Annotated in this window: 12 protein-coding genes and 1 tRNA gene; 5 read left to right on the plus strand and 8 right to left on the minus strand. The window is 50.1% G+C overall.

The genetic code is table 11. The features are described 5' to 3' along the window. Window positions 1–195 precede the first annotated feature (195 nt). The gene (locus H6G45_RS15670) at window positions 196–1,119 is read left to right on the plus strand and encodes a carbohydrate kinase (RefSeq protein ID WP_190599333.1); all 924 of its coding nucleotides are present in this window, start codon (window positions 196–198) and stop codon (window positions 1,117–1,119) included. A 356-nt stretch (window positions 1,120–1,475) separates the two neighbouring features. After that, entirely contained in the window at window positions 1,476–2,069 is a 594-nt protein-coding gene (locus H6G45_RS15675; RefSeq protein WP_199309808.1) for a cytochrome b, read from the plus strand. Between the two features lie 107 nt (window positions 2,070–2,176). On the opposite strand, the gene H6G45_RS15680 is transcribed toward H6G45_RS15675, so the two are convergent. The 7 genes from H6G45_RS15680 to H6G45_RS15710 form a co-directional block, all read right to left on the minus strand. Next, window positions 2,177–3,373: a pentapeptide repeat-containing protein gene (locus H6G45_RS15680; RefSeq protein WP_190599335.1), complete on the minus strand. Its 1,197-nt coding sequence runs from the start codon at window positions 3,371–3,373 to the stop codon at window positions 2,177–2,179. A 29-nt stretch (window positions 3,374–3,402) separates the two neighbouring features. After that, on the minus strand, window positions 3,403–4,068 hold the full coding sequence (locus H6G45_RS15685; protein ID WP_190599336.1) for an HAD-IA family hydrolase: 666 nt from the start codon (window positions 4,066–4,068) through the stop codon (window positions 3,403–3,405). 35 nt (window positions 4,069–4,103) lie between these two features. Then, complete coding sequence (queG, locus tag H6G45_RS15690; RefSeq protein ID WP_347338283.1) at window positions 4,104–5,009, minus strand: tRNA epoxyqueuosine(34) reductase QueG; 906 nt, start codon at window positions 5,007–5,009, stop codon at window positions 4,104–4,106. Window positions 5,010–5,108: 99 nt separating this feature from the next. After that, window positions 5,109–5,606 carry a 6,7-dimethyl-8-ribityllumazine synthase gene (ribH, locus tag H6G45_RS15695; protein ID WP_190599337.1) on the minus strand — a complete coding sequence of 166 codons (498 nt, stop codon included), beginning with the start codon at window positions 5,604–5,606 and terminating at the stop codon, window positions 5,109–5,111. A gap of 122 nt (window positions 5,607–5,728) precedes the next feature. Next, window positions 5,729–5,917, minus strand: coding sequence for a photosystem II reaction center protein PsbZ (psbZ, locus tag H6G45_RS15700; protein WP_014407093.1), 189 nt, complete (start codon window positions 5,915–5,917; stop codon window positions 5,729–5,731). Window positions 5,918–6,191: 274 nt separating this feature from the next. Further along, window positions 6,192–6,273: transfer RNA gene (locus H6G45_RS15705), tRNA-Leu, on the minus strand. Next, the gene (locus H6G45_RS15710) at window positions 6,252–7,163 is read right to left on the minus strand and encodes a M48 family metallopeptidase (RefSeq protein WP_347338280.1); all 912 of its coding nucleotides are present in this window, start codon (window positions 7,161–7,163) and stop codon (window positions 6,252–6,254) included. Before H6G45_RS15710 ends, H6G45_RS15705 begins: the two co-directional genes overlap by 22 nt. 405 nt (window positions 7,164–7,568) lie before the next feature. Between H6G45_RS15710 and H6G45_RS15715 the strand changes: the two genes are divergently transcribed. Continuing rightward, window positions 7,569–8,561, plus strand: coding sequence for a 30S ribosomal protein S1 (locus H6G45_RS15715; protein WP_190599339.1), 993 nt, complete (start codon window positions 7,569–7,571; stop codon window positions 8,559–8,561). Between the two features lie 462 nt (window positions 8,562–9,023). Here H6G45_RS15715 and H6G45_RS15720 read toward each other — a convergent pair whose 3' ends face one another. Further along, window positions 9,024–11,273 (minus strand): MASE1 domain-containing protein, encoded by a 2,250-nt coding sequence (locus H6G45_RS15720; RefSeq protein WP_190599340.1) that lies wholly within the window; start codon window positions 11,271–11,273, stop codon window positions 9,024–9,026. Between the two features lie 215 nt (window positions 11,274–11,488). On the opposite strand from H6G45_RS15720, the gene H6G45_RS15725 reads away from it, so the two are divergent. Both H6G45_RS15725 and H6G45_RS15730 read left to right on the plus strand, forming a co-directional pair. Next, entirely contained in the window at window positions 11,489–12,121 is a 633-nt protein-coding gene (locus H6G45_RS15725) for a response regulator transcription factor (protein ID WP_190599341.1), read from the plus strand. Window positions 12,122–12,170: 49 nt separating this feature from the next. Further along, the gene (locus tag H6G45_RS15730) at window positions 12,171–12,455 is read left to right on the plus strand and encodes a DUF427 domain-containing protein (RefSeq protein ID WP_190599342.1); all 285 of its coding nucleotides are present in this window, start codon (window positions 12,171–12,173) and stop codon (window positions 12,453–12,455) included. The last annotated feature ends 82 nt before the right edge of the window (window positions 12,456–12,537 follow it).

The raw sequence follows: 12,537 nt of genomic DNA on the forward strand, positions 1-12,537 counted from the left end.
ACTAAAAATGGGGCAAAATTTGCCAAAACTCTTCCAACATTAGCAAACCAAGGGCGTTCTGTTGCTTTAATGGGGAAGGCTGGGGGGATTAAGTGCCATGGCAAACTGGGCAAACCCAACTCTTGAAGCCCCTTGCGGTGCTCAGGCTAGGATGGAAAGTAATCAGCGATGAATTTTGGAACAGGTTAAGTATCCATGGCCGAGGTTATATGTTTTGGAGAAATGCTCTTTGACTGTTTAGCAGATCAGTTGGGAATACCCTTGGAGCAGGTTAAATCCTGGACTAACTATGCCGGTGGTGCTCCTGCCAATGTGGCCTGTGCTTTGGTTAAACAGGGGATTAACACCGCTTTCATTGGTCGTTTGGGGGCAGACAGGGCGGGACAAGAGTTAAAAAGTGTTCTAAAACAATGCCAAGTTAACGTTGATGGAGTGCAAATTGATCCCCATCGACCCACCCGTTTAGTTTATGTAACCAGGACAGGGGAAGGCGATCGCTATTTTGCTGGGTTTGGGGAATATCACACCGGGGATTTTGCCGACACAGCGGTGCAGTGGGAAGCCATTCCTGAATCTTTATTCACCTCAGCCCAATATCTGGTGATGGGTACCATTGCCCTGGCCTATCCCCACAGTCGGACTGCGACGAAGCAGTTAGTGGCGTTGGCAACAAAACACCAGGTCAAGATCTTTTTAGATGTCAATTGGCGATCGGTTTTTTGGGACGATGAAGCGCAAGCCAAGGAACTTATTCCCACTCTGATTACCCACGCCCAAATTTTGAAATGTACCGACGAGGAAGCGGTCTGGTTGTTTGGCTATCAAGATCCGGTTACCATCCACAACAAATTTCCCCATCTCCAGGGGGTATTGGTCACCGCCGGGGACAAGGGTTGCGCCTATTCCCTCGGCAAAAACTATGGAGAAGTCCCTGCTTTTAAGGTCAATGTGCGGGATACCACTGGGGCGGGAGACAGTTTTGTGGCAGGATTTTTAGCCCAAGCCCTAACCCACGGGGATAAATTATTCACAGATGCTCACCTCGGTTGCCAGGCCGTGACCTATGCCAGTGCCATGGGGGCTTTCACCACCCTCCATCCCGGGGCGATCGCCCGTTAATGTCATTAATGTAAAAAAATGCCGCCTTCATACTGGTATTGGTATAACTGCAAATTGGAGCTTCGATTAAACAAGTTGCCACTGACATTTGCTGAATGGGAGCTAATTCTATTTAGTCTGAGTAAGTACGGCTCCTGCAACCTTGTTTAATAATGTGTCGGCCATAACCCTTTTACAGACAAGTGAAATTCTCTGTACAAGAGTGAAAGCTCCAACAACAAATCTCTACTCGTAGGAGAAACTAATTCATTGGCAGTCCAACACTAACAGCTAACCGATCAACATCAAAAAAAGTATAGAATACGGTAAAAAATACGATTGTTGACCGTAAATTTTTAGCATTTTCCCTAGTGACAATGAATACACCGCCATTGCAGCAAACCACAGAAAAACGCAAACCAAGGCTTAATTCCCCATTTAAGTCCCTAATGCGAATCCATTGGTGGATGGCCCTTGCTTATTTGATTGTCTTTTGTACTGGTATCTTGATGGTTAACCTAGAAAGGGGACAATTTTTACGCAGTGAACTATACGACTTCCACAAATCCATCGGCATATTAACCATGGCATTATTGACCTGGCGAATTTTCACCTTATTCCAGGTCTGGTGGCGTAAATATACCAAACGTACCCCAAAACTATCCCCAGCTTGGTGGCGTAACTTTACCCTCCACCTGAGCTTATATTTATTTATGGGAGTAGTGCCAATTTCCGGATTTCTGTTGTCCAATTCCTTTAAAGCAAATAATGTGAGATTTTTCTCCATTACCTTGCCCGATATTTTCCCCGAAAATGAAGCCATGGTAGAAATCGGACGTAATGCCCATTTTTGGTTAGCCTACACATTCTTGCTTTTTATTTTCATACACATGTTAACTTACTGGAAAGTAATCAGAGCTAATTGGCGAAGATGGGTCAATTTTATCAACAGATTTCAACAGCAAACCTAATTTTTTATCAAGATCCATGGCGGGGGAAAACCCCCAGATTTATCCGTGGGGAGTGTCAAGACAAACCCAGTCAAGCAGGAAGCCCACGCCTTTAGCGGAGGGAGCACTCAACGACCGAGAAGATTTTCTATCCCCTCACAACCACCGGGGATAGTTTTTCTAGTTAATGTTCCCCCCCAAGCACAGCAATAGCACCTCTGCTCCTCGCTCATATTCTTGGTGTTACTGAAGTTGGCATTTTCCACCACTGCTCCCGTATACTCACCAGTTTCGTAATTGGGAATATGGTTGCGACTGCGGGGACTAGCCTTATCCCCAGTGCCATAAAATAGCCTAGTTCCCTTCAGATCCGCCCCATTAAGGTTGGCTTCGTAGAGCACCGCCCTGGATAGATTAGCCTTGACCAAATCCACTTGACTGAGGTTAGCCCGGATGAGGTAAATCTCACTCAGATCCACCCAGCGCAGATCCTGCCCCACCAAATCCGCCGCCACGAGCATCACTCCCAGGTTAATTACCCTTAGGCCGTGGATGCGGTCTTCTTGGTAGCCCCCCATGCCATCAAAAATAGGGCGACCGAGGTAATAGTCGCGCTTGAGGGGGGTGAGTAGGCGGGATTGGGAAAGAAAGCGGAGAATTTTTGCCTTACCTCCGGAATCCACACTGGCCAGAATAGCCGCCGTTCTTCCTTCAGCGAAGGCCCGTTCCTGGGGCCAATCTTCTAACATGCCCTGATCGCTCAAAGCTAAGTCTGAAATACCCTGAAAATAGGCATCAATGGTTTGTTGCTGGGTGATGCGATTTTGTTGAATAGTCAAATCCTTGGAAATGACATATTGTTGCCAAGCAACGTACACCGCCAGTACAGCGATCATAATTTGCCCCAGGGCCCCCACCCATTCTGCCCAGGAACCAAATTCGTCGTATTTGAATTGATTGAGCCAATACTTCACAGAACTGTAAAGGCCTAGATAGTGGGCTAGAGCTCCGCTTGCCAAGACAAAACCGAGCCCCCCCAAGAGGGAACGCCGCTCTTGAACGGTGAGGTAGTGCTGTATCCATGACTTGATGGTGGGGAGAATGACCTGGAGGGAAAACATCAGGGCCAGCACCGCTGAAGTAAACCCCAACCAGGGCCAGCGGAAAACTAACCCCAGGGCAATGCCCAGCACTGTCACCACCAGTAACCAGGGCATGGCCGGATCAACAGACTCTTGAAACACCCATTGGGGCAAAGAACGACGGGGCGGACTAGTTTCCCCCGGTCCTAGGGCTGGAGGCAAATCGGACAACTCATTGGGCATAGCCGAAACATTCAGGACAAGGGCAATTCCTAGGATTTTAATGGATACCAGCGGTGGTTATCCAAAGCGGCGATCGCCGTGAGTAGTTCCTTGGGCTGATGCACCAAAAAATCCGGCTCGTATTCCTGCAAAATGGCCGGCGGGCTGAATCCCCAAGCCACGGAAATCATCGTTAACCGACTTTTTTTGGCGGCGCTGATGTCCCTTGTTTCGTCCCCCACGTAAATCACTTCATCGGCCTTGAAATTATGCTCCTTCAACACCCGATTAATAATACGGTTTTTGCCAAATAAGGTGGTGCCTGCCTTAACAAACTCGAACATATGCTCTAAGTCGTTGTTGCGCAAAAATATCCGCACATTATCCCCCAAATTAGAAGTGACAATGCCGAGCACATAACCCTTTTGCTTGAGTAGGGCCAACACCTCTTTAACGTCCCCATAGGGCTTGAGGTCTTTGATTTCCTTGCCCAATTCCTTTTTAAACCGCTTCAGAATAAAGGGAATTTTAAAGGGGGAAACTTGGGAATATTTAATAATTTCAGCCGAACTTAATTGCTTGAGGCGAGCCAATTCCACCTGGTCCACCGCTGGATAGCCAAACTCGTCCGCCAAACGATTGACAATGGCAAAAAAGGCATCGTGGGTATCGGCAATGGTACCGTCAAAATCGAACAATACAGCTTTAATGGCCATGGTGAGGAGGGTGGGCCAACTATTTGGTCAGTCCTTCATTGTAGATTAGCCTGGGCGTTCCGCCGTAACATGGCTGGTTTTATGCGCCTCAGGGCCGACGCGGTGAACTGTTGTTGCCAATCCGCCTCAGTAATATTAGCCAAAGCCCCTAACTCTGGGTTGAGATTGCCTTCGTAGGGATGAAAATCTTCCACATCCGTAGGTTGGGCAAAACGCTCATTCCAGGGGCACACATCTTGGCAAATGTCGCATCCCGCCACCCAACCTTGCAAATTGTTGGCGATCGCCGTTGGTAGGGTTTCTGCCCGATTTTCAATGGTGTGGTAGGCAATGCACTTATTACTGTCCACCACAAAGGGAGCCACAATGGCCTGGGTGGGACAGGCCTCTAGGCAACGGGTACAAGTACCGCAATGTTGACTGTGGGGGCGATCGCCGTTGAGAGGTAAGTTGGTGACAATTTCCCCTAAAAATAACCAACTACCGTAATCCCTACTAATCAAATTGCCGTTTTTGCCCACCCAACCAAGGCCGGCCCGTTCGGCCCAGGCTTTGTCTTGAATGGGGCCTGTATCGACGTAATAACGGCTCTGTAAATCCGGCACCTGTTGTTCCAGCCACAAATTAAGAGCTTTGAGTTTTTTAGTTAAGACCCGATGGTAATCCCGTCCCCAGGCATAGCGGGAAATTTTACCAATCCCAGGCTGATCACTGCGGCGGTGGGGAGTGTAATAATTTAGGGCCACCGCAATTACTGACTGGGCCGACGGTAAAAGCTCTCTCACGTTTTGGCGTTTGGGGTTATCCATCCAAGCCATATCGGCGTTATAACCCAGGGCAATCCAGCTTTGTAGCCTTTGGACTGCCTGATCGGTCTCCGTTGCCAAAACGTCAGCAATGCCCACCTGATGGAAACCGATCGCCAATGCTTGGGCTTTAATGCGTTCCTCTAGGAGAGATTGGGACAAGGGCAAAGGAAAAAATGAAGTTTTGGAGCTAAAACTTAGCTGTATTAACTGCTAACACACTGACTGATCTAATTACTTAGTTGCCGTCAAAGGAGCCATGGCCCGCATTAAACTAGCCATTTCCAACGCATTCATGGCATAGCCCCAACCGTGGTTGCTCTTAATGCCTGCCCGTTCTAGAGCTTGTTGCATGGTGTCTGTGGTTAAAATACCAAAAATCACCGGCACCCCAGTCTGGCTGGCGATCGCCGCAATGCCCTTGGCCGCCTCTCCGGCCACAAAATCGAAATGGGGAGTCTGCCCCCGGATCACCGCCCCTAGGCAAATAATCGCATCGTACTGCCCCGATACTGCCAACTTACGGGTCACCAACGGTACTTCAAAGCTACCGGGCACCCAAATATAATCCACCTGGGTACCAGCGGGGTCCACATCAATGCCATGGCGTTTGAGGCAATCTTGGCAACCGGAAAGTAATTTTTCCGTCACCAGGTCATTGAAACGGGCAATTACAAGGGCAAAACGAAATGGCCGGGCCGGAGGAGTAAACGACCCTTCATAAACTGTCATGGTGTAGTTCCCTAGATCGGGTTAACGCTGAATCAAACTTTGCGGGGGCTATTCCCCACAGCCTGGGTTCATCAATAGCCAGGCCATGGGAAAAAATTACCGGGATAGGGCGATCGCCGCCCCTAGACGACCAGGAAGTTCAACAGGGCCACCACAATTACCAAAATGGCCCAAATGCCGGAACCTAAATACAGCAAAGGCTTAGAACGGTCCCAGTTCTGGGGAGAAGCATAGGCCACCGGCACTCCCACCACCATCACAAAAGAAAAAAGCACCAGGGCCGCCAACGCAATCTGAAAAACAATGGACATTTTAGAGTTTCTCCTTATAAATTAAGCAAGACTGTCCCCGGCTGAAACCCTCGACAGTCGCTGATATGGGCAAATATTATCGTTGAATCTTTCCCTATGTAAGCTACCAAAATATGTGCCCTGAGGGAAGCACATAGCCAGATTACCCAGGGGCGATCGCCCAGAGACCTTGTCCAAGGTTTTTCTATGATCAACAAACTGAGGTCAGATAAAATTTATCCTCAGGGAGTATAGCCGATTCAGTGGAAACCAGACCATGCCTTAGCCATTAAGATGGGCAGCGAGAGACTCGAACTCTCACGACCGAAGTCGCCACATTTTGAGTGTGGTGCGTCTACCAATTCCGCCAGCCGCCCTTATTTTCTTCGGTCTTCAGATTATACGCATTTTTGCGCCCCTTGAGCAAGTTTTGATAGGTTTGGGAATCACTCCAGCGATCAATTTCCCTGGCCCGGAGTACCGGCACCGGATGGGTCAGGTTCTGGGTTTGTAAATTCCTCAGCATTGCTCCCATTTCATCTTCCCCCAGGCGATCGTATTCCCTGGCTTGGTCAATGAAAGCATCTAAATTTAACAGGGGAGCCAATTGGGGGGAACCGCCGGCCAACTTCATCAATACTGACATCACCACCTTGGGATCCTGCACCGCCAACAGGGCCGCCCGGTCACAGCTAAATTCAGCACAGCGCACCCACTCCAACATTTGGGACTGGAGGGATTGGGTTAACACCGCCCCCCAGTTGGGGATTAGCCCCGCCGCCAGCACCATAATATTAGCCAGGGTCAGATATACCCCATGCTCACATTTAAGGTGTCCCAACTCATGGGCCATTACCGCTTGGATTTCCGCCGGAGTCAACATATCCACTAGGGAAGTGTGCATCACCATAAAAGGCTTTTTACCCCGCATGGCAAAAGTGTAGGCATTGGGTTGGGGGTTTTGTTGGATGTAGAGTTCCGGTGCTTCCAGGTCGAGAATTTTACAGGCATCCAAAAGCAGTTGGTGGAGATGGGGCAATTGTTGTTCCCCCACCCGGACACTGGCGGCTAAATTATTGAGGGCAAAAAACTGTTCCGCCACGGAACCTAGCAATCCCCGCAGCATCAGGTCTAGGCCGGGAATCTGTTTCAAATTGGTGGTGGCCATTTGATCCAAAGGATGGCGAAAATGGTCTGCCTTTAATCCCACCAGAGGAATGGAGTTGCTGATAAATTCTGACATTTTTAAAATCTGGCCTAACTTCACTGTTCAAATTCTATTGTTTTCTGAACGGGAGAGCATTGCGGCAGCAGCCATTAACCAGGAGTCCAAGGCAACATCCAAGACAGGATTTGACAGTGACCATCCCGCCCCAAGTTTAGGCAAAACTGGATCAAAGTCCCCTAGTATTGCCAGAGCTTCAGCGGATCCATTTGGAAGGCAGATAAAACTTTACCAACAGGCCCTAAGACCAAAGTCCCCAGGCGATCGCCAAGGTTTCAAGCTGGTCTAAACGGGGTGAGCAAAATTGTTCTTACTGGCGGAAGGCTTGCCCCCTTTGTCCAACTCGTACTGTATAATTGAGAGTCTGTATCCTGGCTTGTACGGTAAGTAACAGGAGGCACGCATATTCACTAAACGGAGACTAAGGGATTAGGACTTAAAACTTACATGGTCAGTCAAACTTCTACAGCAACTATTGGATTCACTCTCGAGGACTTTGCCGCCCTTCTTGACAAGTACGATTATCATTTCAGTCCTGGGGACATTGTCGCTGGGACAGTATTTAGCATGGAGTCCCGGGGGGCTCTGATTGACATTGGGGCAAAAACCGCCGCCTATATTCCCATTCAGGAAATGTCGATCAACCGTGTGGATGACCCTGAAGAGGTACTCCAGCCCAACGAAACCCGGGAATTTTTCATTCTGACCGATGAAAACGAAGACGGTCAACTCACCCTTTCCATCCGCCGGATTGAGTATATGCGGGCTTGGGAAAGGGTCAGACAACTCCAAGCAGAAGACGCCACGGTGCGCTCCAATGTTTTCGCCACAAATCGTGGTGGTGCTTTAGTCAGAATTGAAGGACTGCGGGGCTTTATTCCCGGCTCCCACATCAGTGCCCGGGAAGCGAAAGAGGATCTAGTAGGGGAAGACCTACCCCTGAAGTTTTTAGAAGTGGACGAAGAGCGTAATCGTCTAGTGCTCAGCCATCGTCGGGCCCTAGTAGAGCGGAAGATGAACGGCTTGGAAGTGGCCCAGGTAGTGGTGGGTTCCGTCCGGGGCATCAAACCCTACGGTGCTTTCATCGACATCGGTGGTGTCAGCGGTCTGTTGCACATTTCTGAGATTTCCCACGACCACATTGATACCCCCCACAGCGTCTTTAATGTCAATGATGAAATCAAGGTGATGATCATTGACCTGGATGCGGAACGGGGTCGTATTTCCCTTTCCACCAAGCAGTTGGAGCCGGAACCTGGTGCCATGCTAAAAGACCGGGATTTGGTCAACGAAAAAGCCGACGAAATGGCCGAAATTTTCCGGCAGAAACGTTTGGCGGAAGCCCAAGGCATTCCCTATGAGCCCCCGGCCTCCGTTGATGACACTGACACCAACGATGAGGAAGATGAGTCCCTGGCTGTCAGCGCTGTGGATGAGTAATTAATTTAGCTGATATTTCAGTAGTCAGTGGAAATTCAATGATTTCCTGCCTATCAATCAATAACCCTGAGCTATTCCTGGCCCAGGGCTTTTTGTTGAGCCTCCGCCAGTCCTAAGGACGTTCTGCATCCCCATTAGCCCAACGTCCTTTCCCAGTCCTTAACGGCGGAACATGATACAGGACAAATCAAGCCCTTGAAAATTGTCCTTAACTCTGGAACGGGGGATTCCGCCTATTGTCAAACTGTCAGACAAGGTAGTAAAGGTCGCAAGGTTTCTACTGCGTTGCTGGTTGCTGGATGGGAAGCTACGACCTCATCTCAAGCGGATCGGAGTAGTTCATCCTTTGCATTTATTGCTCTTCCATCTTCCCTTTTCTGATAGAGGAGCGATAAGTAAAGTGCCCTTGATATAAGCTTTTTGGCAAGTCCCATTGTATTGTTCTTGTTTCAAGTGACCCTACTAAACTGCCAAGGGGAGGGTAAACCAAAAATGGGACCCTTGCCCCGGACTGCTAGTAACACCAATGTGGCCACCATGGGCTTCCACAATTTGGCGGGACTGATAACAACCAAGGCCAATACCGGTCAATCTTTGGTTATGGCGGTTGCGTAAATAGAGCCGGAAAAGATGCTCACATTGGTCTTTGGCCATGCCTTTACCGTTATCACTGAGGGTAAAACGCACCATATTGCCCTCCGGTTGGGCCGCTAGGGTGAGGACAATGCCGGGGGGATTGTGGTTGAGGGCGTTACCCAAAAGGTTGTCGAATACCTGCTTGATGTAATGGGGGTCTCCCTGGAGAGGAGGCAAGGTCTCGTCACATTTTAGGTTGAGATTTACCTGATGTTGCTCACATGCCGATCGCCATTGTCGGCAAATTTGTTGCAAAAAAGGCTGGAGTTGTAGGGCTTGGGGGGCAAGATGGAGGGGGCGACATTCAGCAGTTTGTTCTTCACAGAGGGCATTGAGGAGGGTTAATTGGCGATCGCCACTGCGGATCAGACTATCGAGGAGATGGCGGGGCAGAATTAAGGTTTCCCCCTCTGTGGTGGATAAATTTTTTAGCACCATCAGTAAACCCATCACCGAAGTGCGTAGATCATGGGAAATGGCCTGGACAAAGAGAGCTTTCATTTGCTGGAGATCCTGTAACTCCACCATCTTGTCCTCTAGCTGGGCAGTGCGTTCCCCCACTTGCTGTTCTAAACTGGCATTCAAGGTTTGTACCCGTTGGTAAAGTTGGGCCTGCTGAATGGCGATCGCCACTTGGGTGGCCAATTGTTCCAGTAAGCGCACCTCGGCCTTTTGCCAATGGCGGGGCTGTTGACAGTGATGTACCACAATCATGCCTAACCTGCCGTCCACCGTAGCGAGGGGAATGGCCAGCAAGCTTTTCACCTGATAACGAAAAAAACTACGCCGCAGTGGGTCTCCCTTGGGTAATTGGTCGGGATGATGGATCACCATGGCCTGGGCAGGAATGGTTTTAATGATCATTTCCTCTGGCTTTTGGGAAGCCGCCACCTGGGTATTGATGGGGGCAATATAAGCTGGACTAGAGGACTCGGCCACCACGGCCAACGGATTATTTCCCTGCAAGAGAGCGATATAAACCCGGTCGGTTTGCAACAAATGGCGCACTTCCGTCACCGTGGTTTGGAAAATGGTACCTAAATGCAACGACTGCCGCACCCGTAGGGCCACCTCCGCCAACAACCGTTCCCGTTCCCAGCTACCTCGTAATTGTTCTTCGGTGCGACGCCTTTCCCTCACCGCCACCGACAGCAATAAACTGGTCGTGCCCAAAACCAAAAAGAACATCTGCAGGAGAATCATCGCCCCGCTTTGGTCGGCACTTTGAACGCTGAAGGATCCATTGCCCTGCACCGTAGCGGCGATCGCCAACAGGGCCAAACCTGAAGTAGATAGGATTCCCCCCCAAACCGGAAAACGAATGCTGGCCCAAACCACAATGGGAAAAGGTAAATACTCCAACCACTGGGTATAGATAGCGCCCCGATCCGCCAGGGGAATAAGGTCATCCCCAGCAAAAATCAACCAGGCTAACATCAACAAAAGGCCAGCACAGACCAGGGCCTCCAACCATCGCAGCCGGTCAATGTGGGTTGACCAAGGCCATGTCCAGCGGCCATATCTAAGCTTGAACAACAGGGGAGTGGCCAGCAAAATGCCGGTGGCACTGCCCAACCAGGCCAAAGCCCCTGTCCACCAAATGCGACTATCCCCCTGCCAGAGGGATAACAACAGCGCGGCGATCGCCGTTACAGTGGCCCCCAGCCCCACCCCTGCCAGCAAAAAGACCATGCCATCCTGGAGCCGTTGACCCTGGGGGGAAAACTCCAACATCTTTAGTCCGCGACCGGCCAGCAGCACCACTGCCGTGCTAATCATCCCTAGGGCCAATGCCAGGGGGGGATCTCCTAGTACTATCATGGGGGCAATGATCAACCCCGAGGCCAGGGCCATAATGTTGGTGCCCTGCCACCACAGCGCTAGGGCCAGGCCTTGCCCCAAGCCCAAACTAAGCCATTGTTGCCCCCGGCCTAACATTCCGTAGGCTAATGCCGTGCACAGGCCCAGGGCGATCGCCAATGCCAAAGACGGCAAAGTGTTGACCAGCCTCCGGCGTAGGGACTTGGGTAAGTAGATCAGCATCAACGAAAAATCTGACAATGGGCGACGGGGCACACTGTTTTATTTAATATGGTCAATATTCTTTCCCCCCCATGGGGATAATGAGATAGTGGGCAAATCCGCTTTCTGCATCGGCGCCCTTACCGTGATAGTAATCACCGATAAAGTACAAAGAATTGCTAAGCACTGAAGATTACTATCTAAACTTTGCCTAAACTGGAATGGATTTTACTTCCCCCCATAGGGTGAAAATCGAGCCTTGCCTGCCTATGAAAATTTTGATCGTTGAAGATGATCCATTGATGCAATTAGGTTTGGAGCAAGCCTTGGGGGCCCATGAGCGCTTTGAAATTATTGGTCGGGTAGATAATGGCTATGGCGCGGTGCAACAGGCGGCGGCCCTCAACCCAGACTTGATCGTGATGGACATTGGTTTACCGGGGCTAGATGGGATTGAAGCCACCAAACAAATTAAGCAAACTTCCCCCCAAATCCATATTGTGGTGTTAACTTCCCACACTCTGCCCAACGAGATTATTGCTGCTTTATCCAGTGGGGCCGATGCCTATTGCGTGAAGGGGGCCACCTTGGAGCGCTTAATTTTGGCGATCGCCGCCGCCCAGGATGGAGCCACCTACCTAGACCCCCAAATCGCCCGGGTAGTGGTGGAAAATCTCAAACCGCCGGTGCCGGAAGGCCAAGCCGACGTGTCCAGCCTCTCGGAACGGGAAATTGACGTGTTGAAATTGATTGTGGAAGGAAAAAGTAACCAAGAAATTGCCCAAACTTTATATCTAAGCACCAACACAATTAAAACCCATGTACGAGGCATCATGAATAAATTGTCCGTCGATGACCGGGTGCAGGCCGCCGTCATTGCTCTGCGTTCCGGTTTGGTTTGATTGCAGAAAGGGCTATAATCCAAGGCGTTTACTTTACCCGTCCTAAACCATGGCCAAAGCAATCTGGAATGGGGTCGTCCTCGCTGACAGCGATCAATGTGAAGTGGTGGAAGGCAACTACTACTTTCCCCCCGACAGCATCCATCCCCAGTATTTTCAGCCCAGCAACACCAACACCGTTTGCGGTTGGAAAGGCACCGCTAGTTACTACACCGTAGTGGTGGACGGCCAAACGAATCCCGATGCGGCTTGGTATTACCCCGATCCCAAACCGAGAGCGGAAAACATTAAAGGCTACATTGCCTTTTGGCGGGGTGTGAAGGTTGAAGCCTAAGCCTAAATTGTTTTGCAGTTATTAGCCGTGATTTTCACTGCATAGCCATGCACAATGGCGAATTTGCTCTTTTGTATGCTCA

Origin of the sequence: Synechocystis sp. FACHB-383, assembly GCF_014698605.1 — a bacterium.
In the GTDB taxonomy this organism is placed as follows: domain Bacteria; phylum Cyanobacteriota; class Cyanobacteriia; order Cyanobacteriales; family Microcystaceae; genus Synechocystis; species Synechocystis salina.